A 22263-nucleotide genomic window follows, 5' to 3' on the forward strand; every position below is an offset into this window, starting at 1 on the left:
GAGCCGATCGATCGAGAGGTGTCACGTCATGCCGTACGAGAATCCCGAAGAGCCCCGTCGCGCACTGGGCCGGATGATCTTCGGAGCCATGGCCGCCCAGACGGTCGGCGCCACCGCCCGGCTCGGCGTGATCGACCTGATCGGCGACGGCGAGCGCACGGCGGACGAGCTCGCCGCGGAGTGCGCCACCCAGCCGCAGGCCATGGGGCGGCTGCTCCGTGCGCTGACCGGTCTCGGCCTGCTCGTCGAGCACACCCCCGGCAGCTTCGGCGCCACCCCGACCGGCGCGCTGATGCGCAAGGACGCACCGGGGTCGATGTTCTCCTTCATCCGGATGTTCACCGACCCTGCGATGCTGCGGGCCTGGGAGCGGCTCGACGACAGTGTGCGCACCGGGGAGACGTCCTTCGACACGGTCTTCGGCAAGGACTTCTTCGGCTATCTCGCCGAACACCCGGAGCTCTCGGCGGAGTTCAACGCCGCGATGAGCCAGGGCACCCTCGACACGGCCGAACTGCTGCCCGCCGCCTTCGACTTCGGCCGGTTCACCGCCGTGGCGGACATCGGCGGCGGTGACGGCACTCTGCTCGCCGGTGTCCTGCGGGCACATCCGTCGCTGCGCGGCATCCTCTTCGACCGCGCCGAGGGGCTCGCCCAGGCCGGGGAGAAGCTGGCATCGGCCGGGGTGGCGGACCGCTGTTCCCTGGTCACGGGGGACTTCTTCGCCACGGCACCCGCGGGCGCCGACGTCTACCTCCTCAAGAGCGTGATCCACGACTGGAGCGACGCACAGTGCGCGCGCATCCTGGCGCACTGCCGCAGGGAGATCCCGGACGGCGGCCGACTCCTGATCGTCGAGCCGGTCCTGCCGCCCGTCGTGGACCCCGCGGCGGCCGGTGTGACCTACCTCAGTGACCTCAACATGCTGGTCAACGTCGGGGGCCGGGAGCGCACCCGGGACGACTTCGAACGGCTGTGCCGCGAAACGGACTTCGCCGTCCGCACCGTCACCGCGTTCCGCGCGCCCAACCCCTTCTCCCTCATCGAGGCAGAGCCGGTGTGAGCGGTCCCCCCCCGGACCACAGCCGCCCCGAGCGCCGTTCACGCAGCAGCAGCCACGCCGGATACACCCCGCCCGCCACCCCGGTCACGACGCCCACCGGCAGGATCGCGCCGACTGCGAGATCCACCGCGTCGCCCAGTCCGCGTGCGGCGGTGACTACAAGGCCTCGGAGGGCTCCGCCTCCGCGAAGAACGCGGGTTCCGGCACGCGGACCGTCACCGACGCCAACGGCAACGGCAACGGCACGAAGGTGAAGGTGCCGACCGCCCCGAAGAAGGTCGTCACGCTCAGCGAGCCGACCCTCGACGCGGCCCTGGCGCTCGGCGTCGAGCCCATCGGCGTGGGCTGACGCCCCGACCCGGCGGGCGGCCCCGCGTGATCGCGTCGGCTGCTCGCCGTTCCGCCACCCCACTGTTCCGCGTTCCCGTCAGACCCGCCCCAAGTCCCCCCTCCCGTAAACCCGTTGCGAGCCGCCATAACAACGTTGTCACGTTGATGACAAGGGGCGACGCACGGGCATTGACCTTGCTCCGAGCCCGCCCTTACGTTCACCGGGCAGCCCCGCGTTGCGCCCTGCGTGGTAACCCAGCCGCGTCGGCCAGTAGGAGGTCGTGCCCGTGCGTCCCACCACTCCTCTGCTCCTCGCCACCGCCCTGGTCGCCGCCGGCACCCTCACCGCGTGCGGCGGGGACTCCGGCGACGATCCGGACACCGTGAGGGTCTCCTTCAAGCAGTCCACGGACAACCAGATCAAGGTCATGGACACCTATCTGGAGGACATCAAGAAGCAGTTCGAGAAGGAGAACCCCGGCAAGAAGGTGAAGCTGGTGCCGATCAAGGCGCCGGACTCCGAGTACTACACCAAGCTGCAGCAGATGATGCGCTCCCCGAAGACCGCGCCCGACCTGGTCTACGAGGACACCTTCCTCATCAACTCGGACATCACCAGCGGGTACTTGAAGCCGCTCGACCAGTACCTGGACAAGTGGAAGGACTGGGACCAGTTCATCGAGACGTCCAAGACGGCGGCGAAGGCCGCGGACGGCAAGACGTACGGCGTCCCTGACGGCACCGACACCCGCGGTCTCTGGTTCAGCAAGGCCATCTTCAAGAAGGCCGGGCTGCCCGCGGACTGGCAGCCCAAGTCGTGGGACGACATCCTGGAGGCGGCGCGGACCATCAAGGAGAAGGTCCCGGGCGTCACCCCGATGAACGTCTACACGGGCAAGCCCGCGGGCGAGGCGGCCACCATGCAGGGCATGGAGATGCTCCTGTACGGCACGGGCCAGGACCCGATGTACGACCCGAAGTCGAAGAAGTGGGTCACGGGCAGCCAGGGTTTCAAGGACTCCCTCGAATTCGTCCAGACGGTCTACAAGGAGAAGCTCGGCCCTGACGTCTCCGACGCCCTCGACCCGAACTTCGCCACCCGGGTCCGCGGCGAGCTCCTCCCCGAGGACAAGCTCGGCATCAACCTCGACGGCTCCTGGCTGCCGCAGGACTGGGGCAAGGGCGCGGGCCACGAGTGGCCCCAGTGGTCGGAGAAGCTGGGCCTGGCCCACATGCCGACCCAGAACGGCGAGGCCCCCGGCAAGGTGAGCATGTCCGGCGGCTGGACCTGGGCGATCCCGTCCAAGGCGTCCAACCCGGACCTGGCCTTCAGGTTCATCGAACAGATGCAGACCAAGGCCAACGCCCAGAAGTGGTACGTGGCGAACTCGGGCATCGCGGTCCGCAAGGACGTCGCCGCCGACCCCGCGTACCTCAAGGCGCAACCCGGCCTGAAGTTCTTCACCGACCTGGTGGCATCGACGCACTACCGCCCGGCGTACCCGGCGTACCCGAAGGTCTCCACCGCGGTGCAGGAGGCCATGGAGAAGGTGACGACGGGCGACGCGTCCGTGACGGACGCGGCGAGCGGATACGACGACGAGGTCAAGGCGGCGACGGACGGCAAGGTCGTCGAGAAGTAGCCGCGGGTCCGCGATCCGGCAGCAGGCAAGCAAGGGAAGTGAGTGCCCCGAGGTGACCACCGCACCCCCCGCCGGGCCCGGCGACATCGTGAAGACCGCGCCGGGTCCGGGCGCCCCGCGCCCCGGTCAGCCCCCGTCGCGCCGCAAGCTGACGGGCCGGGCGCTGACCCGCGCGCTGCCCGTCTCCCCCGCCGTGATCCTGCTGCTCCTCTTCCTCGCGGGACCCATCGGCTACTGCGCGTACATCGCCTTCACCGACCTCCAGCTCACCGGCCAGGCGGAGTCGAGCTTCGTCGGGTTCGACAACTTCCGTAAGGCCTTCGGCGACGAGGCGTTCCTCAACGCGGTCTGGCTGACCCTGGTCTTCACGGTCCTGTCGTCCCTGATCGGCCAGAACACCATCGGCCTCGCGCTCGCGTCCCTGATGCAGCGGGCGTCCAAGCCGGTCCGCACGGTCACCGGCGCGATCGTGATCACGGCGTGGGTCCTGCCGGAGGTGGTGGCGGCCTTCCTCCTGTACGCGTTCTTCCGCCGCGAAGGCACGCTGAACGCGGTCCTGGACTTCCTCAACCTCCCCTCCCAGAACTGGATGTACACGCTGCCGATCCTGGCGGTGTCGTTCGCGAACGTGTGGCGGGGGACGGCGTTCTCGATGCTGGTCTACTCGGCGGCCCTGAACGAGATCCCCAAGGAGATCACCGAGGCGGCCGAGGTGGACGGCGCGGGTGGCTGGCGCCGCATGTGGCACATCACGCTCCCGATGATCCGCCGCTCCATCGGCACGAACCTGATGCTGAACACCCTCCAGACCCTCTCCGTCTTCGGTCTGATCTGGGTAATGACGCGCGGCGGCCCGGGAAACCGCAGTCAGACCCTCCCCCTGTTCATGTACGAACAGGCCTTCCAGAAGAGCATGATCGGGTACGGCACGGCGGTCGCGCTTCTGCTCCTGGTCGTCGGCTCACTCTTCTCCCTCGTCTATATGCGCCTGCTCCGCACGGAGGTCTGAGTGACAGCCAATGCCATCAAGTCACCCACAAGGAGCCTGAGTTCACGCCGCACGAGCCGCCGCCTCGCGGCGGACGCGGGTCTGCTCGTGGTCGCAGCGACGTTCGTCCTGCCGCTGGCCTGGGTGATCCTGTCCTCGCTCGACACCAAGGCCGACCTGAAGGTGAAGGTCCCCGACGGCATCACCCTGGACAACTACGACGCGGTCCTGACCCCGGAGATCACCTTCACCCCGCTCCTCAACAGCCTGCTGCTGTGCGGCGGCGGCACGCTCCTGACGGTGGTCTGCGCGGCGCTCGCCGCGTACCCGCTGTCCCGCTTCAAGTCCCGTCTGAACCGCCCCTTCATGCTGACGATCCTCTTCGCGACGAGCCTGCCGATCACGGCGATCATGGTTCCTGTGTACGCGCTGTTCGTCCAGGTGGAACTGATCGACACGATGCAGGGCACGATCTTCTTCTTCGCGGCGTCCCAACTCCCCTTCGCCATCTGGCTGATGAAGAACTTCATGGACGGAGTCCCGAAGGAGCTGGAGGAGGCGGCGTGGACGGACGGCGCATCACCGTTCCAGTCGCTGCTGCGGATCGTGCTCCCCCTGATGGGCCCGGGGGTGGCCGTGGTGACGGTCTTCTCCTTCGTGATGATGTGGGGCAACTTCTTCGTCCCGTTCATGCTCCTGCTCACGCCGGAGCAGATGCCCGCGTCGGTGAGCATCAACGACTTCTTCGGCAACAAGGGGACGGTGGTGTATGGCCAGTTGGCGGCGTTCTCGATCATCTACTCGACGCCGGTGATCCTCTTGTACGTCCTGATCTCGCGGCGCTTGGGCGGAGGGTTCGCGCTGGGGGGCGCGGTCAAGGGCTGACAGGACTGGCGGGGTCGAAGAGGGCGGCCGACCCACCGGCCACGTTGCTGTCCTACAACCCCGACGGCACCATCAACGACCCCGCCGCTCCTCCGGTGCCCCTGCCGGAGGTCGGGGAAGTCGTGGAGGGAGTCGTCAGGCAGCACGGCGGCGAGCAGATCAAGATCCGAGTCGGCACACCGCACTGGGAATCCTGACCGGACCCGTCGCGGACACCCCGTAGCTTCGCACCAATCCGCAACCTTGTGGGAACGCACCGTAGTCGCCGGCCCTGAACACCCATACCGTGTGCCCGTGCAACCGAGCCAACCACCGCACCAGCCCTCACAGCCCTCCCAGTCCAACCAACCCACGCCCCCGTTCAACTTCCCCGCCGCCCGGCGCCTCCGTGAGGCCCTCGGGATGGCGCACGGGCATGTCGCCTACGGGATGCGGGCCAGTTATGGGCTCAGCTACATCACCCCCGACACCATCGCCGCCTGGGAACGCGGGCTCGCCTCGCCCACCTCCGCCGAACTCACTGCCCTCGCCGGGACGTTGTGGTGCTCGCCGGGGGAGCTCATGGGTGCCGCGACCACCCTGCGCGAGCATCGGATCGCCCGGGGGCTCGCTCCCGACGACGTGGCGCGGGGGTCCGGGGTCGAGATCCAGGCGTATCTGCGCATGGAGCAGACCAACACCTGGCGCGGCAACGAGCGGCAGTCCGCCGCCCTCGCCGAAGTGCTCCAGCTGGATCTGCCCGACTTCATGACCGTCACCGGGCGCGCCGACGACCTCGCCGAACTGCTGCGCAGCGCCGTGACCACCCGCTGGCAGGGGTACGTCCGGCCCGTCGGGAAGATGCTGCCCGTGCCGAAGCGGCATCTTGAAGATGTGCTTCAGCAGTTGCACGCCGACTATCAGTCGCGCATGGTGCGGACGCTGAGCTGGGGCGGCGGCGCCGGAGCCGATGCCTCGGGGAGCGCCGGGAAGGACTTCCTCGACAAAATTCTTGAGCACTTCTGGGCTCAGGTGCAGGGGACGGGGCGCTCCTAGCCGCACCCTCCTGCGGCTAGAACACCGACTCCGCCTCGTCCATCCTGTCCTTCGGCACCGTCTTCAACTCAGTGACCGCCTCCGCCAGCGGCACCATCGTGATGTCCGTCCCCCGCAGCGCCGTCATCCGGCCGAAGTCCTCGCGGTGCGCCGCCTCCACCGCATGCCAGCCGAAGCGGGTGGCGAGGACGCGGTCGTACGCCGTCGGGGTGCCGCCGCGCTGGACGTGGCCCAGGATGACCGGCTTGGCCTCCTTGCCGAGGCGGGTCTCCAGTTCGTACGCCAGTGCCGTTCCGATGCCCTGGAAGCGCTCGTGGCCGAACTGGTCGATCGCGCCCACGCCGTAATTCATCGTGCCGTCCTGCGGGTGCGCGCCCTCGGCCACGCAGATCACCGCGAACTTCTTGCCGCGCGAGAACCGCTCCTCGACCAGTTTGACCAGGTCAGCAGGGTCGAAGGGACGCTCGGGGAGGCAGATGCCGTGGGCGCCGCCGGCCATGCCGGACTCAAGGGCGATCCAGCCCGCGTGGCGGCCCATGACCTCGACCACCATCACGCGCTGGTGGGACTCGGCCGTCGTCTTGAGGCGGTCCATCGCCTCCGTGGCCACGCCCACCGCCGTGTCGAAGCCGAAGGTCCGGTCCGTCGATGAGATGTCGTTGTCGATCGTCTTGGGGACCCCTACCACCGGCAGGCCCGCGTCCGACAGCATCTTCGCGGCCGTGAGCGTGCCCTCGCCGCCGATGGGGATCAGGACGTCGAAGCCGATCTCCTTGGCGAGCGCGGGCGCGTCCTCGCAGGCCGCGCGGAAGCGGGCGCGCTCCAGGCGGGAGGAGCCGAGGATCGTTCCGCCGCGGGCCAGGATGCCGCTGACTTCATTGAGGCCGAGGGAGCGGTAGCGGCCGTCGAGCAGGCCCGCGTAGCCGTCCTCGAAGCCGATGACCTCGTCGCCGTAATGCGTGACGGCTCGGTGCACGACCGACCGGATCACTGCGTTGAGGCCGGGGCAGTCGCCGCCTGCGGTGAGAATTCCGATACGCATCGCGCTGTGTCTCCTGCTCGCTGTTGATGCTTGTGAGCCGGTCCGATTGTTCCATGACCGGGAACCCGGCGCCGCTCACACACCCGCCGATCGCCGCTCACACACCCGCCGATCGCCGCTCACACACCCACCGGTCACCGTTGACACAGGCCTTTGGTCCCGCTCGAAGGGGCCTTCGTCCGGCGGGCGACTTAGCCAGCCACAGAGGTATTGTCAAGAGGGCACAGCAGCTATATCGGGTCATTTGTCCGGTCCTGGCCGACCTCGCCCGGTCTCCCCCGGTCCCACCGGGTGCGCACCGGGCACTCCCTACGGCGCACGGGACTCCGCAGCGAAGAAGGAGAGAACACGCGTGACGCGCAGCGTGTACGTGACCGGGATCGACCGGGGCGACGGCCGCCAGGTCATCGAGCTGGGAGTCATGGAGCTCCTGACCCGACAGGTGGACCGGGTGGGGGTCTTCCGGCCGCTCGTCCACGACGGGCCTGATCGCCTCTTCGATCTGCTCCGCGCCCGCTACCGGCTCGCGCAGGACGCCGCGTCCGGCTACGGCTTGGACTACCACGAGGCCTCCGCGATCCAGGCCGAGCAGGGCACCGACGAGCTGGTCTCCCAGCTCGTCGACCGTTTTCACCGGGTGGCCAGGGACTACGAGGTCGTCCTCGTCCTCGGCACGGACTTCGCGGACACCCAGCTCCCCGACGAGCTGTCCCTCAACGCCCGCCTCGCCAACGAGTTCGGCGCCTCGGTCATACCCGTGGTCGGCGGCAAGGACCAGACCGCCGAATCCGTCCGCGCCGAGACGCGCAACGCCTACCGCGCGTACGAGAGCCTGGGCTGCGACGTCCTCGCGATGGTCACCAACCGGGTGGCGCCCGCCGACCGCGACGAGATCCACGACGGCCTCGCGGGCGGCCTCCCCGTGCCCAGCTACGTCCTCCCGGACGAGCCCGCGCTCGCCGCCCCCACGATCGCCCAGATCACCCACGCGCTCGGCGGCCGCGTCGTGCTCGGCGACGACGCGGGTCTGGCCCGTGACGCGCTCGACTTCGTCTTCGGCGGCGCGATGCTGCCGAACTTCCTGAACGCCCTGACGCCGGGCTGCCTCGTCGTGACCCCCGGCGACCGCGCCGACCTCGTCGTGGGCTCGCTGGCCGCGCACAGCGCCGGTACGCCGCCCATCGCGGGCGTGCTCCTCACCCTGAACGAGCAGCCCGGCGAGGCGATCCTCAAGCTCGCCGACCGGCTCGCGCCCGGCACCCCCGTCATCGCCGTCTCCGGCGGCTCCTTCCCCACCGCGGGCGAACTCTTCGCCCTGGAGGGCAAGTTGAACGCCGCCACCCCCCGCAAGGCGGAGACCGCCCTCGGGCTCTTCGAGCGGTACGTCGACACCGCGGGGCTGCGCAGCCGCGTACAGGCCCCCAGCAGCGACCGCGTCACGCCGATGATGTTCGAGCACAAGCTCCTGGAGCAGGCCCGCTCCGACAAGCGCCGCGTCGTCCTGCCCGAAGGCACCGAGGAGCGCGTGCTGCGCGCCGCCGATGTGCTCCTACGCCGCGGTGTCTGCGACCTGACGCTGCTCGGCCCGGCCGAGCAGATCCGCAAGAAGGCGGCCGATCTCGGCATCGACCTCGCCGCGTCGCAGATCATCGACCCACAGACCTCCGAGCTGCGGGACGCGTTCGCCGCCAAGTACGCCGAGCTGCGCGCCCACAAGGGCGTCAGCGTCGAGCTGGCGTACGACGTCGTCGCGGACGTGAACTACTTCGGCACCCTGATGGTGCAGGAAGGGTTCGCCGACGGGATGGTGTCGGGCTCGGTGCACTCCACGGCGGCCACCATCCGGCCCGCCTTCGAGATCATCAAGACGAAGCCGGACGCCTCGATCGTCTCGTCCGTCTTCTTCATGTGCCTCGCCGACAAGGTGCTCGTGTACGGCGACTGCGCCGTGAACCCGGACCCGAACGCCGAGCAGCTCGCCGACATCGCCGTCCAGGCGGCCGCCACCGCCGAGCAGTTCGGCGTGGAGCCGCGGATCGCGATGCTCTCGTATTCGACGGGTACGTCCGGGTCGGGCGCCGACGTCGACAAGGTGCGCGAGGCGACCGAGCTGGTGCGCGCGAGCCGCGGCGACCTGAAGATCGAGGGTCCGATCCAGTACGACGCCGCCGTGGAGCCCTCGGTCGCGGCGACGAAGCTGCCGGACTCGGAGGTCGCGGGCCAGGCCAGCGTGCTGATCTTCCCGGACCTGAACACCGGCAACAACACGTACAAGGCCGTGCAGCGCTCGGCCGGCGCGATCGCCGTCGGCCCGGTCCTGCAGGGCCTGCGCAAACCGGTGAACGACCTGTCGCGCGGCGCTCTCGTCCAGGACATCGTCAATACCGTCGTCATCACCGCGATCCAGGCGCAGGGCCGCCCGGCCACCTCCGTATAGCGACCTCGTATGCCAGAGCAACCTCGTATGCCAGAGCAACCTCGTATGCCGGAGCGACCTCGTATGACGTCTACAGAAAGCATCTCCGCCGTGACCGCCACCCGCGTCCTCGTCCTCAACTCCGGCTCCTCGTCGGTGAAGTACCAGCTGCTCGACATGCGGGACAGCTCTCGTCTCGCGGTCGGCCTGGTCGAGCGCATCGGCGAGGAGACCTCGCGGCTCAAGCACACCCCGCTGACGGGCGGCGTCGAGGAGCGTGAGCGCGAGGAGCCGATCGCCGACCACGAGGCCGCCCTGAAGGCGGTCTCCGCCGAGCTGACCGCCGACGGACTCGGCCTGGACTCCCCCGAGCTGGTCGCGATCGGCCACCGGGTGGTGCACGGCGGCCTGAAGTTCAGCGCGCCGACGGTCGTCACGGACGAGGTCCTCGCGGAGATCCAGCGGCTCGTGCCGGTGGCGCCGCTGCACAACCCGGCCAACATCACCGGCATCCGCACGGCACAGCTCCTGCGCCCGGACCTGCCCCAGGTCGCCGTCTTCGACACGGCGTTCCACACGACGATGCCGGAGTCCGCAGCGCGCTACGCGATCGACGTGGCCACCGCCGACCAGCACCGCGTGCGGCGCTACGGCTTCCACGGGACGTCGCACGCGTACGTGTCGCGCGAGACAGCCAAGCTTCTGGGCAAGGCGCCCGAGGACGTGAACGTCATCGTGCTGCACCTGGGCAACGGCGCGTCCGCGAGCGCCGTGCGGGGCGGCAGGTGCGTCGAGACTTCGATGGGCCTCACGCCGCTTGAGGGGCTCGTGATGGGTACCCGTTCCGGTGACGTGGACCCGGCGGTGGTCTTCCATCTGGCCCGCGTCGGCGGGATGTCGATCGACGAGGTCGACGCCCTGCTCAACAAGAAGAGCGGTCTGGTCGGTCTCTGCGGTGACAACGACATGCGGGAGATCCGGCGCCGCATCGACGAGGGCGACGAGGCCGCCGCGCTGGCCTTCGACATCTACATCCACCGTCTGAAGAAGTACATCGGCGCCTATTACGCGGTACTCGGCCGGGTGGACGCCATCGCTTTCACGGCGGGGGTCGGTGAGAACGCGGCGCCGGTGCGGGAGGCTGCCGTGGCGGGTCTGGAGGAGCTGGGGCTCGTGGTCGACGGAGAACTCAACGCCGTACGTTCCGACGAGGCTCGGCTGATCTCGCCGGAGTACGCGCGGGTCGCGGTCGCCGTCGTCCCCACCGACGAGGAGCTGGAGATCGCGCAGCAGACCTATGAATTGGTCAGAAACCCGTCATAACCGCAATGCGACAGCAATTCAATACCGCAACGCCTGAGCGCACTTCCGCCCATTTGTAGATTCCACCAGACGGAATATTCCGAAGCGAAACAAACCGATAGGATCGCCCCCATGCGCCGTTCCAAAATCGTCTGCACGCTGGGCCCCGCCGTCGACTCCGAAGAGCAGCTCGTCTCGCTGATCGAAGCCGGCATGAATGTGGCCCGCTTCAACTTCAGCCACGGCACGCACGCCGAGCACCAGGGCCGGTACGACCGCGTCCGTGCGGCTGCCGACAAGACCGGCCGTGCCGTCGGCGTCCTCGCCGACCTGCAGGGTCCGAAGATCCGTCTGGAGACCTTCGCCGAGGGACCCGTCGAGCTGGTGCGCGGTGACGAGTTCACCATCACCACCGAGGACGTCCCCGGCGACAAGTCCATCTGCGGCACCACCTACAAGGGCCTGCCCGGAGACGTCTCCAAGGGCGACCAGGTCCTGATCAACGACGGCAACGTCGAGCTGCGCGTCGTCGAGGTGGACGGCCCGCGCGTCAAGACGATCGTCGTCGAGGGCGGTGTCATCTCCGACCACAAGGGCATCAACCTGCCCGGCGCGGCAGTGAACGTGCCCGCGCTCTCCGAGAAGGACATCGAGGACCTGCGCTTCGCCCTGAAGATGGGCTGCGACATGGTCGCCCTGTCCTTCGTGCGCGACGCGAGCGACGTCAAGGACGTCCACAAGGTGATGGACGAGGAGGGCCGCCGGGTCCCCGTCATCGCCAAGGTGGAAAAGCCGCAGGCCGTCGCCAACATGGAGGGCGTCGTCGCGGCCTTCGACGCCGTCATGGTCGCCCGTGGTGACCTGGCCGTCGAGTACCCGCTCGAGAAGGTCCCGATGGTGCAGAAGCGCCTCGTGGAGATGTGCCGCCGCAACGCCAAGCCGGTGATCGTCGCGACCCAGATGATGGAGTCGATGATCACCAACTCGCGCCCCACGCGCGCCGAGGCGTCCGATGTCGCCAACGCGATCCTGGACGGTGCGGACGCGGTCATGCTGTCCGCCGAGTCGTCCGTGGGCGCCTACCCGATCGAGACCGTCAAGACGATGTCGAAGATCGTCGCGGCGGCCGAGGAGGAGCTGCTCGCGAAGGGTCTGCAGCCGCTCGTGCCCGGCAAGAAGCCGCGTACGCAGGGTGGTTCGGTGGCCCGTGCCGCGTGCGAGATCGCGGACTTCCTGGGCGGCGAGGCCCTGATCGCCTTCACGCAGTCCGGTGACACCGCCCGCCGTCTGTCCCGCTATCGCGCGGCCCAGCCGATCCTGGCCTTCACCACCGACCAGGCCACCCGCAACCAGCTCACCCTGAGCTGGGGCGTGGACTCGTACGTCGTGCCGCACGTCGACAACACCGACGCGATGGTCGAGCTCGTCGACGCCGAGCTGGTCCGCCTGAACCGCTTCAACGACGGCGACACCGTGGTCATCACGGCCGGTTCGCCCCCCGGCGTCCCCGGCACCACCAACATGGTCCGGGTGCACCACCTCGGCGGCGGCGACCGCGACTGAGGTCGTTCCGTTTCCTCCGTACGACACTTCCGTACGACACCGAGGGCGCCCCCTGATGCAGGGGGCGCCCTCGGTGCTTGTGATCCGTACGAGGATCAGTCGGTGATCGTCTGGCTGAGACCGGGGACGTGCAGGTTTCCGCCGAACTGGCCCGCCTGCTTGACCTTCACGTCCGTGAAGTAGATCAGCGGGATGTTGAGCGGCGGCGGGTGCTCGGGGTCGAACGTGATCGGTATCAGGCCGAAGAGCTTGCCGGAGATCGACTCGGTGTACATCGTCGTCTCCCCGCCACGGATCGTGGACGTGGAGCCCTTCTCGGCCTGCACGTGGTACTTCTTGCCGGCCGGGCCCTCGACGATCTGGTGCAGGTCGCCGATGTCCGTGTTCTGGATGACGTACTTCAGTGCCTGCTTGCTGTTGCCGTTGGGCATCGTCAGGTTCACGACGCCCTGGTAGTCCGCGCCCTTGAGCGTGAGGGAGCTGGCTTCCAGGTGCCACGGCTGGTTCGGGATCGGCGCGGGCGTCTGCTCGGCCTTTCCGTCGACCTTCTTCTCGACCACGCACGGGAACGGCTTCTTGCCGTTCTCGTCCGGTGCCATCGGGTCCTCGGCCTTTTCCCTGGCCTTGTCGGCAGCCTCTTCAGCGGCCTTCTCGGCCTCTTCCTTGGCCTTGTCGACCGAGTCCTCGGCCTTGTCGGCACCGTCCTTGACGCCGTCCTTGAGTCCGTCGACGGTGTCCTCGACGGGCTTGGTGACGTCGTCGACCGTGTCCTTCGCCGCGCCTCCGGATTCGGGAGACTCCGGAGACTTGGTCTCCTCCGAGGCCGATGGGTTCGGCGTCGGGCTCTCGGACTCCTTCTCGTCGGGCGTGAAGAGGTCCTTGAGCGCGGGGCCGACACCCAGCGGGTCCAGCGGGTTCTTGGTCTCGGAGGGCTCCGGAGCGGGCTCCTCGGCCTTGTCATCGCCCTTGTCGGCGTCAGCCTTGTCCTCGGAGGCGGAGGGCGACGGAGTCGGCTCGTCCTTGTCGGAGCCGTCGGAGTCCGAGCCCGCCTTGTCACCGGCGGAGGGCGAAGGCGTCGGCTCCGCGGCCTCGTCCTTCTCGGCCTTCTCCTTCGCCGCCTTCTCCTCCGCGGCCTTGTCGGCTTCCTTCTCGGTGTCCTTGGAGGCGTCGTCCGGCGCCGTGACGCACGGGCCGTCCTGGAAGGGGTTCTTCGGCTGCGGCTTCGCCTGCGCGAGCTGGGGGGTCAGTCCCATGCCCATGAGGACGGCGGTCGGCATGGCCGCGATGGCTATCGCCTTGCCCGCCGGCACATGCAGGCGGGTGAGGAGCGGCTTTCTGGGTGCCGCGTGGCGCGGCCCGGATCTCGCGCGGGACTCACCCGCGGAGTCCAGTTGGTGCACCTCGTCAGCCGGCACGGTGCCTCCCGTTCGTCCCGTTGTCCGGGCTCGTTCCTGACAGATCGTCCGTAGTGCCGCTCACCCCGTTCGCGGCCCCCGCGGCCGCGGGCTCCGGCGCCCCGTCGTCGGAGCCTTCGGCCCGCCCCTTCGCGGGTTCCTTCGCAGGCTTGTCCGCCGCCCAGGCGATGCCGAGGGCACCACCCAGCAGAGCGAGCAGGAAGCCGACGACGAAGCCGCCGAAGTTCGAGACCACCAGAGAGACCAGGGCGAGCAGAATCGCCGCGACACCCGCGAAGATCCGGGAATGCGGCTGGAACCACATGGTCAGGCCGAGCACGACAAGCAGGACGCCGATGATCAGCGAACCGGCACCGGCGGTCGTCGCCATCCGGATCGTCATCGTGCCGATCGTGAGGTTCGCGTACGGGAAGTACATGATCGGGATGCCGCCGAGCAACGTCAGCAGACCACCCCAGAACGGGCGCTGACCGCGCCACCCTCGGAACGATCGGCGCATCCGGCCGAGCTTGTCGCCCAGCCCCACTTGCGCTTCGGCGCTCATGTCGTACAGCTCCTCGGGGAATGGCGTTGGTTCTGTGTGTCGTTCGGATTCGGGCACGGGGACGGTTGAGGTCAAGATCCGTGCGCCCCCGCGCCCGGCCGTTCTGCGCAACAAGTACCGCTCTTAAGGCATCAATTGCCTCAGTAGCACTCGTGCTTGCCCTTCTTAACCGACATGCCCAGGCCAGAGAGCTTGAAGGTGCCGGCGGTGGTCGCCCACGCACGCTGCTTGACGTCGGTGAACCGCACCTTGTCAGCCTGCTGCGCGAACGAGTCCGGGGCGTACTTGTCGCCCTTCGCCGGGCCAGGGCCCTTGGTGGTCTGGTCGACCGAGACACCGATGTCGACGTTGGTGAACGTCGCGTCGGCCTTCAGGTCATCGGCGTCGATGTAGAGCTTCTTCGCCTCGACCCTGGGGCCGCCCTTGGCACCGGCCTTGAGGGTCATCGACACATCGCCGAAGACGGGGACCGGAACGACGACGGACTGACACAGGTTGGTGATCTTGGCCGATTCGAGGCCGACGACGGCGACGGGGTGGTTACCCGACTTGCCGCTGTCAAGCGCCCCGTACTGGACGAAACCCGTACCGTCGAGCTGGTCGGCAGTCACCTTGAACTGCTGACCGGACACACTGAACGATGCCGCGAGTGCACCCTGCGAGAGGGCCACGCCTATCGCGGCAGTCGCCGCGACGCTCGGCACCATGACTACGGCGAACCGCTTCCATCTGGTTCCGCCACGAGCCACGGACTCCATGACTTTCCTCCTTCTCGGACGTACATCTCCGGCCCTGACTGCTCCCGTTCGGGCGGCTCAGTCGGGCAGGGATGGGAGAAGCGCTACGTCCTCGGGAGATCACCCCCGAGCGACAACCACTGGTCGCACGCGACACGCACAACCTGCCGGACAGGCCCTGCCGGATGGCAGAGACCCCCCTGTCCAAGGCCGGTGACGGGGTGTCGCCGGCCTGCTCGGTGGGGACCCAGAAACCCCGCTCCCGATTGGCTTTCGGGCTGCGGGTTATTGGACCGAGCGTCGCCGATCGTGGTGCATTCTCGGTCCCCGCACAAGGGGGTTCGTTACTGGCTAGTAACGGCGCGATAACCGAACCACGACCGCCCGGTATCGGTCGGCCACGGACGGTGTACCCATGGGCAGGAGCAGACCGGGATGTTGAAGGGCACAACAGGACAGAAGACTGGCCTGGGCTTACTCCAAGTAACAGTGGCCGCGATTACCAAGTTTTGGTAAAGCGCGGCCACTGTGGTGCCTTTGCGGCGAAGTTTTCACTTGGGCATCACAAGCCCCAGCGTTTAGGGACTGGTCAGCGAACGGCCCACGAGGGGCCGGACGTCCGGGCCCCGCCGCGGGTCATCGGACGGTCATCGGACGGGTCAGAAGAGCACCCGCGCGAGCTGCGTGCGCGCCGCGGTCACCCGCGGGTCGTCCGAGCCGACCACCTCGAGGAGTTCGAGCAGCCGCACCCGCGCGGCGTCCCGGTCGTCGCCCGCCGTGCGCCGGACCGCCTCGATGAGCCGCCCGAAGGCGTCCTCCACATGACCACCCACCAGGTCCAGGTCGGCGGCGGCGATCTGCGCGGCGACGTCCGCGGGGCGGTCGGCGGCGTCCTTGCGGACCTGCTGCGCGTCCAGGCCCTGGACGCGCTGCAGCAGCTCCGCCTGGGCCAGGCCGAGCTTGGCCTCCGTGTTGGCCGGGTCGTCGTTCAGTACGTTGCGGTACGCCTGGACCGCGCCGCCCAAGTCGCCCGCGTCCAGCGCCTGCACGGCGGCTTCGAGCAGGGCGTCGTACGGACCCGCGGGCACCTCGGCGACGGGGGCTTCCTGCTCCCCGCCCTCCTGGGCGTCCGGGTCGACGGCGAGACCGGTCAGGCCGAAGCGCTCCTCGCCGACCTGGATCAGCTGATCCAGGGTCTGGCGGATCTGCTCCACCGGGGCCGCGCCCTGGAAGAGCGGCAGGGCCTGCCCGGCCACCACCGCGAAGACGGCCGGGATCCCCTGGACCCCGAACTGCTGCATCAGCATCTGATTGGCGTCTACGTCGATCTTGGCGAGGACGAAGCGGCCGTTGTACTCCCGCGCGAGGCCTTCGAGCAGCGGGCTCAGCTGCTTGCACGGCTCGCACCACTCGGCCCAGAAGTCGATGACGACGGGCACTTCGGTGGAGCGCTGCAGGACCTCGCGCTCGAAGCCCGCCTCGTCGACGTCGATGACGAGACTGGACGGGGAGACACCGGATACGGCACCCCCGCCCTGCCTGGCCGCTTCGGCGCGCGCCTGCTCCGCCTTCGCCTTGGCCTCCTGGGCCGCCTTCACGGCGGCGAGGTCGACGACTCCGCTCATGGACATGTTCCGTGGCTGCATGAGTACATCCTCCCCCAAGCCGTGCGGGAACCGCGCCCGTCCGCAGCCCCCCGCCGGATTGCGGGGCTACGGACGGCCGTGGCGCCAAGGTCCCGAGGAGGACCGATGGTTGTCGGTACGGGGTCCCCACCCCGTACCAGTGCTGTGGTTGCCGCTCAGCGAAGGAGATGGCGTGGGCGCCGAGGAGTTGCCGTTCGTCCCGCCCACATCTCTTTCGCTACGAGTCGTAGCGTAACTGGCGTGCGCTGCCGTGTGGGCGGCGGGCCCGCGCGAACTTCGGTGATCTGGCTCACTCGGCCACGGTTCCCGCTCGTTCCGGCCCGCTCCGGCCCGCTCCGTACTGACCGGTATGGTCACGGGATGCAGAGCCGCATCCACCCTCCCGCCCGTACCGGCGGCCGCCCCCGCAACGCGGCGGCGGACACCGCGATCCTGGAGTCGACCCGCCAGGCCCTGGTCGAACTGGGCTGGTCCAAGCTGACCCTCGGTGACGTCGCCACGCGCGCGGGCGTCGCCAAGACGACGCTGTACCGGCGCTGGGCGGGCAAGAGCGAGCTGGTCGTGGACGCGGTGGCGGAACTCTTCGACGAGCTGGAACTGCCGGACCGCGGCAGCCTGGCGGCGGACATCGAGGGTGTGGTGCTCCAGTTCGCCGCGCTGCTCGGCCGTCCCGAGACGAAGACCGCGCTGATGGCGGTGGTGGCCGAGTCGACGTCGGACGAGCCGCTGCGGGAGCGGATCCGTACGTCGATCGTGGACCGCCAGAAGCGTCTTGTCCTCGCGGGGCGCAAGCGGGCGCAGGAGCGGGGCGAACTCCCCCCGGAGCCCGACCCCGCCGCGGCGGGCCGGACGGCGGACCTCATCTTCGACGTGATCGCCGGCGCCGTGGTGCACCGGGCGCTGGTCAGCGGGGAGCCGGTGGACGAGGACTGGGCCCGCCGCTTTACGTTGCTCTTGCTGGGCGGGTTGGCGGCGGCTGCCCAGCAGTAACGGGCCACAGGCCTCCAGCCGCGCCTGCCCCGCCGTCGCGGTCCTGGCCCGCCGTCGCGGTCGCGGCCTGCGGCCGTCGCGCTCGTGGCCCGCCGCCGGGGCGGTCCTGTCCCGCCGCTTCGCGCCGGATATTTCTCCACCCACCCACCCGATCACCCCGCAGCAGCCTGTCAACGCACACGGCTGGAATGGGCGGGCGGGTGGGAGGCTTTCGCCGCGCAGCGGCGGGAAAGGGGCCACCCCGCGGGTCCGCGGGCGGAGCTAGACCTGGTAGCGGTCCGCCGCGAAGAGGCGGAGATTCTCGGCCACCCAAGTCGACGTCCGCTTCAGCCCCTCCGCCAGGGACACCGCCGGAGTCCAGCCCGCCCACTCCCTCGCCCGGGAGTTGTCCGACAGCAGGCGCTGGACCTCGCTGCCCGAAGGGCGCAGGCGGGACGGGTCCACGACCACCTTCGCCTCGCGCCCGGATGCCTCGATCAGCGCCTCAGCCAGGTCGCCGATCGAAATCTCCTGGCCCACCCCGAGGTTCACCGCGTGCCCCACCGCCGCGTCGCACGACGCCAGCGCCATGAAGCCCCGCGCCGTGTCCGTCACGTACGTGAAGTCCCGCGTCGGCGTGAGCGAGCCCAGCTTGATCTCTCGCGCGCCGGAATGCAGTTGGGCGAGGATCGTGGGGATCACCGCACGGGCCGACTGCCGGGGACCGTACGTGTTGAACGGACGCACCACCGTCACCGGCAGCTCGAAGGCGTGCCAGTGCGAGAGCGCCATCATGTCGGCGCCCATCTTCGACGCGGAGTACGGGGATTGGGGCTGGAGCGGGTGCTCCTCGGAGATGGGGGCGGTCAGCGCCGTCCCGTACACCTCACTCGTGGAGGTGTGGACGAGCCTCCGCACCGCATGCCGCCGGCACGCCTCCGCCACGTTCTCCGTACCGACGACGTTCGTCTGGACGTACGCCCCCGGGGAGTCGTACGAGTACGGGATCCCGATCAGCGCGGCCAGGTGGAAGACCGTGTCGCAGCCCGCGACCGCGTCCATCACGCGCCCCGCGTCCCGCACGTCGCCCGCGAGCATCTCGACCCGCGGGTCCCCGAGCAGATGCGCCAGGTGGCCCTTCTCCGCGTACGGCTTGTAGTGCACGAAGGCACGCACCCGCGCGCCCTGCTCCAGGAGCAGATCGACGAGCGTCGAGCCGATGAAGCCCTCGGCTCCGGTGACGAGGACCGTACGGCCGGCCCAGCTGAATGCGGCGTTGCTGCTCATGCGTACTCCAAGTGCTTCGTGTGATCGGTGAGTTGGATGACCCGCTCGGCCAACAGGTCCGCCGCCCGCGCGTGCGGGCCCGGATCGGCCGCCCCGCTCATCGCGGCAAGCCGCGCCGGATCGGCGAGGAGCGGCCCGAGCAGCTCCGCGAGACGCGCCGCCGTCGTCTCGGCGTCGGGCAGCAACAGGCCCGCGCCCACGTCGGACAGGACCCGCGCGTTGTGGGTCTGGTGGTCGCCGGGAGCGTGCGGGTAGGGCACGAGGACAGCGGGGACCCCGGTGGCGGCGAGCTCGGCGACGGTCGCTGAACCGGCCCGGCAGACCACCAGGTCGGCGGCGGCGTACGCGAGGTCCATGCGGTCGAGGTAGGGCACCGCTCTGGCGACCGCGTCCCCGCCCGACTCCACGAGCCGCCGCCGCGTCTCGTCCAGCGCGGCGGGGCCGGTCTTGATCAGGAGCTGGACGTCGGGGCGGTGCCGCCAGCGCGCCGCGAGCCCCACCGCCGCCTCGGTCAGCCGGGCCGCGCCCAGACTGCCGCCGTTGAAGAGCAGCATCCGGGCCGCGTCCGGCACCCCGTACTCCCGGCGGGCCTCGGCCCGCAGCGCGCCCCGGTCGAGCGCGGCGAGCGGCGCCGCGATGGGCATCCCGGTGGTGAACGCGCGCCCGCCGCCCGGCAGATGCTCCCGGCTGCGGTCGAAGGCGACCGCGATGTTCGGGGTGAGACGGGCCGCGAAGCGGTTGGCGCGGCCGGGGACGGCGTTGGACTCGTGGATGAGGCTGGGCAGACCGGCCATCCTGGCGCCGACGATGACGGGAGCGCTGGGGTAGCCGCCCATCCCGACGGCGACCTGCGCGCCCTGCGCGCGCAGGATCGCCCGGCACTGGCCGCCGGACTTCACCAGGGCTGCGGGCAGCAGATACCGCCTGGCGCCGAGCGAGGGGTCGAAGGGAATCATGTCGACGGTGTGGAGGCGGTACCCGGCGTCCGGTATCAGCCGGGTCTCGAGCCCCCGTTCCGTACCGACGAACGAGATGACCGCGCCCGGCACGGCACGCCGCAGGGCGTCGGCGAGGGCGAGCCCGGGATAGATGTGCCCACCGGTGCCGCCCGCGCCGATGACGACGGAGAGAGGGGCACGGGGCCCTGCTCCGGGAGATCGCATTTCGGGTGTTCGCATGGCAATGGAGCATCACGAGCAGGTCTAAGAGTGTTTTAAGAGCCGCGTTTGGCACCTTTGACCCATGAGATCTCCGAGGACCTTTCCCGATGCGCGGCCGGGCCGCCTCCCTCGCGTGCAGGCAGGCCCGGCGTGAGCGCACCCCCGGCGGCCAAGATCCTCGTCGTCGACGACGACCCCGAGGTCCGCGCGGCGGTGGAGGACGCCCTCACGATCGAGGGCCACCTCGTCCGCGGCGCCCCGGACGGGCAGCGCGCGCTCGGCGCCATCGCCCGGTGGGAGCCGGACCTCGTGGTCCTCGACGTGATGATGCCCGTCATGGACGGCCTCGCCGTCTGCCGCCAGATGCGCGCCGTCGGCGACCGGACCCCCGTCCTGGTCCTCACCGCACTCGGCTCCGTCAGCGAACGCGTCGACGGCCTCGACGCGGGCGCCGACGACTACCTGGTCAAGCCCTTCGCCCTGGACGAGCTCGTCGCCCGCGTCCGCGCCCTCCTGCGCCGCGCCGCCCCGGAGCCGCACTCCCCCGCCGCCGGCGACGATCTCGCGTACGCCGATCTCGTGCTCGACCCGTCCACCCGCACCGGCCGCCGAGGCCACCGCACGGTCGAGTTCAGCCGCACCGAGTTCGCCCTGCTCGAACTGCTCCTGCGGAACGCCGGGCAGGTGCTTCCGCGCGAGCTCATCCAGGAGTCGGTCTGGGGCCGTGACTTCGGGCCCGACTCCAACTCCCTCGCCGTGTACGTCGGTTACCTGCGCCGCAAGCTGGAGTCGGGCGGCGAACCCCGCCTCGTGCACACCGTGCACGGCGTCGGCTACCGGCTCGGCAGCCCATGAGCGCCCGGCGCAGGCTCGGCGCCCGGTGGCGGCGCAGGCGCCCGCTGCGCACGCGGCTCGCGCTCGCCGCGGCGGCGGCCGTCGCGCTGGTCGCGGTCGGCGTCTGCGTGGCCGCTTTCCTCGTCATCCGCTACAAGCTCTACCAGCAGCTCGACCAGAACCTCACCCAGTCGGCGACCCTCATCGCCCAGCAGCGGAACTACGACAACGAGCCGGGCGTCCTGACGGGCGAGTGCCGCTTCCTCGGCGCCCCCGCCTGCTCGCAGATCGTCCCCGCCGACCCGGCCGACGATCCGTCGAAGCCATACCTGCTCCCGGTCACCGGATCCACCCGGGAGGTCGCGCGCGGCCAGTTGGCGCCGTACTACACGAGCCTCACACTGCACGGGAAGCCGACCCGGATGTACACCACCACATACGGCAAGGGGGACGCCGTCCAGGTCGCCCTGCGCGCGGACATCGCGGAACGCGGCGTGCGACAGGCGGCCGGGCTGCTCTCCGCGGTGGGCGGCATCGGAGTGCTCCTCTCGGCGCTCGGCGGCTACTGGGTCTCGCGCACCGGCCTCGCCCCGGTCGCCCGCCTCACCGCCACGGCCGAACGCATCGCGGCGACCCGCGACGCCCGCCACCGCATCGAGCTGCCGCCGGGACCGCCGGGCCGCGAGGACGAGGTGACCCGCCTCGCCGCGTCGTTCAACGCGATGCTGGCCGAGCTGGAGGAATCGGTCACCGCGCGCCGCCGCCTGGTCGCCGACGCCTCGCACGAGCTGCGCACCCCACTGACCGCGCTGCGTACGAACGCCGAACTCCTCGCCCGCGCCGACCGGTTGACCGACGCGCAGCGCGAGCGGGCGTCCGGCGCCCTCGCCCGCCAGTTGCGCGAAGTGACCGGCATGGTCAACGACTTGATCGAGCTGGCACGCGACGAGGAACCGCGGCCCCTCCTGGAGGAAGTGCGGCTCGCTCCCCTGGTCGCCCACGTCGTGGACGCGGCGCGCGGCCACTGGCCGCAGGTGCCGTTCACGCTCCAAGTGGCACCGGAAGCGGCGGACTTGAGTATTCCGGGAGTCCCCGCACGTCTGTCCCGCCTCGTCACCAACCTGCTCGACAACGCGGCCAAGTTCAGCCCGCCGGGCACTCCCGTGGAGGCCTCGCTCACGCCCACCGCCCTGACGGTCCGCGACCACGGGCCCGGCATCGCGGAGGAGGACCTGCCGTACGTCTTCGACCGCTTCTACCGCGCCGAGAAGGCCCGCGCCCTTCCGGGCTCGGGCCTGGGCCTCGCGATGGCCCGCCAGATCGCCCACGCGCACGGGGCGGAACTCTCGGCGGAGAGGGCGCCGGGCGGGGGCGCGCTGTTCAGGCTGACGCTCCCCGGCTAGT

19 protein-coding genes are annotated in these 22263 nt (G+C 69.9%); 12 read left to right on the forward strand and 7 right to left on the reverse strand.

Features of this window, described 5'->3' with window-relative positions; translation table 11 throughout:
• The first annotated feature begins 28 nt into the window (after positions 1 to 28).
• The 6 genes from AC5P1C_RS29825 to AC5P1C_RS29850 all read left to right on the forward strand — a co-directional run bounded on the left by AC5P1C_RS29825 (position 29) and on the right by AC5P1C_RS29850 (position 5944).
• The gene (locus AC5P1C_RS29825; RefSeq protein WP_493869044.1) at positions 29 to 1063 is read left to right on the forward strand and encodes a methyltransferase; all 1035 of its coding nucleotides are present in this window, start codon (positions 29 to 31) and stop codon (positions 1061 to 1063) included.
• Between the two features lie 617 nt (positions 1064 to 1680).
• Positions 1681 to 3036 carry an extracellular solute-binding protein gene (locus AC5P1C_RS29830; RefSeq protein ID WP_493869045.1) on the forward strand — a complete coding sequence of 452 codons (1356 nt, stop codon included), beginning with the start codon at positions 1681 to 1683 and terminating at the stop codon, positions 3034 to 3036.
• A gap of 52 nt (positions 3037 to 3088) precedes the next feature.
• Positions 3089 to 4045: a carbohydrate ABC transporter permease gene (locus AC5P1C_RS29835; protein WP_493869046.1), complete on the forward strand. Its 957-nt coding sequence runs from the start codon at positions 3089 to 3091 to the stop codon at positions 4043 to 4045.
• Positions 4046 to 4909, forward strand: coding sequence for a carbohydrate ABC transporter permease (locus AC5P1C_RS29840; protein ID WP_493869047.1), 864 nt, complete (start codon positions 4046 to 4048; stop codon positions 4907 to 4909).
• A 44-nt stretch (positions 4910 to 4953) separates the two neighbouring features.
• Positions 4954 to 5106, forward strand: coding sequence for a hypothetical protein (locus tag AC5P1C_RS29845; RefSeq protein ID WP_493869048.1), 153 nt, complete (start codon positions 4954 to 4956; stop codon positions 5104 to 5106).
• Between the two features lie 91 nt (positions 5107 to 5197).
• The gene (locus AC5P1C_RS29850) at positions 5198 to 5944 is read left to right on the forward strand and encodes a helix-turn-helix domain-containing protein (protein ID WP_493869049.1); all 747 of its coding nucleotides are present in this window, start codon (positions 5198 to 5200) and stop codon (positions 5942 to 5944) included.
• Between the two features lie 16 nt (positions 5945 to 5960).
• Here AC5P1C_RS29850 and AC5P1C_RS29855 read toward each other — a convergent pair whose 3' ends face one another.
• Positions 5961 to 6986 (reverse strand): 6-phosphofructokinase, encoded by a 1026-nt coding sequence (locus AC5P1C_RS29855; RefSeq protein WP_493869050.1) that lies wholly within the window; start codon positions 6984 to 6986, stop codon positions 5961 to 5963.
• A gap of 352 nt (positions 6987 to 7338) precedes the next feature.
• Here AC5P1C_RS29855 and pta point away from each other — a divergent pair, with 352 nt between their 5' ends.
• The 3 genes from pta (at position 7339) to pyk (ending at position 12267) form a co-directional block, all read left to right on the forward strand.
• Positions 7339 to 9423: a phosphate acetyltransferase gene (gene pta / locus AC5P1C_RS29860; protein WP_493869051.1), complete on the forward strand. Its 2085-nt coding sequence runs from the start codon at positions 7339 to 7341 to the stop codon at positions 9421 to 9423.
• Between the two features lie 63 nt (positions 9424 to 9486).
• Complete coding sequence (locus AC5P1C_RS29865; RefSeq protein ID WP_493869052.1) at positions 9487 to 10725, forward strand: acetate kinase; 1239 nt, start codon at positions 9487 to 9489, stop codon at positions 10723 to 10725.
• A gap of 111 nt (positions 10726 to 10836) precedes the next feature.
• A complete protein-coding gene (gene pyk / locus AC5P1C_RS29870) occupies positions 10837 to 12267 on the forward strand; it encodes a pyruvate kinase (RefSeq protein ID WP_493869053.1) in 1431 nt (476 codons plus the stop codon).
• Between the two features lie 95 nt (positions 12268 to 12362).
• Here pyk and AC5P1C_RS29875 read toward each other — a convergent pair whose 3' ends face one another.
• The 4 genes from AC5P1C_RS29875 to AC5P1C_RS29890 form a co-directional block, all read right to left on the reverse strand.
• A complete protein-coding gene (locus AC5P1C_RS29875) occupies positions 12363 to 13682 on the reverse strand; it encodes a hypothetical protein (RefSeq protein WP_493869054.1) in 1320 nt (439 codons plus the stop codon).
• Positions 13672 to 14226, reverse strand: a complete 555-nt coding sequence (locus AC5P1C_RS29880) for a DUF6114 domain-containing protein (protein WP_493869055.1) — start codon at positions 14224 to 14226, stop codon at positions 13672 to 13674. The genes AC5P1C_RS29875 and AC5P1C_RS29880 overlap by 11 nt, the downstream gene beginning before the upstream one ends.
• Positions 14227 to 14366: 140 nt before the next feature.
• Positions 14367 to 14984 (reverse strand): DUF6230 family protein, encoded by a 618-nt coding sequence (locus AC5P1C_RS29885; RefSeq protein ID WP_493869056.1) that lies wholly within the window; start codon positions 14982 to 14984, stop codon positions 14367 to 14369.
• A gap of 638 nt (positions 14985 to 15622) precedes the next feature.
• Positions 15623 to 16609 (reverse strand): tetratricopeptide repeat protein, encoded by a 987-nt coding sequence (locus AC5P1C_RS29890; RefSeq protein WP_493869057.1) that lies wholly within the window; start codon positions 16607 to 16609, stop codon positions 15623 to 15625.
• A 360-nt stretch (positions 16610 to 16969) separates the two neighbouring features.
• Here AC5P1C_RS29890 and AC5P1C_RS29895 point away from each other — a divergent pair, with 360 nt between their 5' ends.
• Positions 16970 to 17599, forward strand: coding sequence for a TetR/AcrR family transcriptional regulator (locus tag AC5P1C_RS29895; protein ID WP_493869058.1), 630 nt, complete (start codon positions 16970 to 16972; stop codon positions 17597 to 17599).
• A gap of 261 nt (positions 17600 to 17860) precedes the next feature.
• Here the strand turns inward: AC5P1C_RS29895 and AC5P1C_RS29900 are convergent, their stop codons facing one another.
• Both AC5P1C_RS29900 and AC5P1C_RS29905 read right to left on the reverse strand, forming a co-directional pair.
• Positions 17861 to 18865, reverse strand: coding sequence for an SDR family NAD(P)-dependent oxidoreductase (locus AC5P1C_RS29900; protein WP_493869059.1), 1005 nt, complete (start codon positions 18863 to 18865; stop codon positions 17861 to 17863).
• A complete protein-coding gene (locus AC5P1C_RS29905; RefSeq protein WP_493869060.1) occupies positions 18862 to 20043 on the reverse strand; it encodes a UDP-N-acetylglucosamine--N-acetylmuramyl-(pentapeptide) pyrophosphoryl-undecaprenol N-acetylglucosamine transferase in 1182 nt (393 codons plus the stop codon). Before AC5P1C_RS29905 ends, AC5P1C_RS29900 begins: the two co-directional genes overlap by 4 nt.
• 132 nt (positions 20044 to 20175) lie before the next feature.
• On the opposite strand from AC5P1C_RS29905, the gene AC5P1C_RS29910 reads away from it, so the two are divergent.
• Entirely contained in the window at positions 20176 to 20880 is a 705-nt protein-coding gene (locus AC5P1C_RS29910) for a response regulator transcription factor (protein WP_493869061.1), read from the forward strand.
• On the forward strand, positions 20877 to 22262 hold the full coding sequence (locus AC5P1C_RS29915; RefSeq protein ID WP_493869062.1) for a sensor histidine kinase: 1386 nt from the start codon (positions 20877 to 20879) through the stop codon (positions 22260 to 22262). The genes AC5P1C_RS29910 and AC5P1C_RS29915 overlap by 4 nt, the downstream gene beginning before the upstream one ends.
• The last annotated feature ends 1 nt before the right edge of the window (position 22263 follow it).

This window comes from Streptomyces sp. A18 (genome assembly GCF_059026065.1).

What these genes read in the sequence shown, in the direction of transcription:
- AC5P1C_RS29915 (WP_493869062.1), top strand. Translation starts at nt 20,877, where the DNA reads ATGAGCGCCCGGCGCAGGCTCGGCGCCCGGTGGCGGCGCAGGCGCCCG.
- AC5P1C_RS29900 (WP_493869059.1), bottom strand. Translation starts at nt 18,865, where the DNA reads ATGAGCAGCAACGCCGCATTCAGCTGGGCCGGCCGTACGGTCCTCGTC.
- AC5P1C_RS29895 (WP_493869058.1), top strand. Translation starts at nt 16,970, where the DNA reads ATGCAGAGCCGCATCCACCCTCCCGCCCGTACCGGCGGCCGCCCCCGC.
- pyk (WP_493869053.1), top strand. Translation starts at nt 10,837, where the DNA reads ATGCGCCGTTCCAAAATCGTCTGCACGCTGGGCCCCGCCGTCGACTCC.
- AC5P1C_RS29855 (WP_493869050.1), bottom strand. Translation starts at nt 6,986, where the DNA reads ATGCGTATCGGAATTCTCACCGCAGGCGGCGACTGCCCCGGCCTCAAC.
- AC5P1C_RS29890 (WP_493869057.1), bottom strand. Translation starts at nt 16,609, where the DNA reads ATGCAGCCACGGAACATGTCCATGAGCGGAGTCGTCGACCTCGCCGCC.
- AC5P1C_RS29880 (WP_493869055.1), bottom strand. Translation starts at nt 14,226, where the DNA reads ATGAGCGCCGAAGCGCAAGTGGGGCTGGGCGACAAGCTCGGCCGGATG.
- AC5P1C_RS29865 (WP_493869052.1), top strand. Translation starts at nt 9,487, where the DNA reads ATGACGTCTACAGAAAGCATCTCCGCCGTGACCGCCACCCGCGTCCTC.
- AC5P1C_RS29825 (WP_493869044.1), top strand. Translation starts at nt 29, where the DNA reads ATGCCGTACGAGAATCCCGAAGAGCCCCGTCGCGCACTGGGCCGGATG.
- AC5P1C_RS29885 (WP_493869056.1), bottom strand. Translation starts at nt 14,984, where the DNA reads ATGGAGTCCGTGGCTCGTGGCGGAACCAGATGGAAGCGGTTCGCCGTA.
- AC5P1C_RS29905 (WP_493869060.1), bottom strand. Translation starts at nt 20,043, where the DNA reads ATGCGAACACCCGAAATGCGATCTCCCGGAGCAGGGCCCCGTGCCCCT.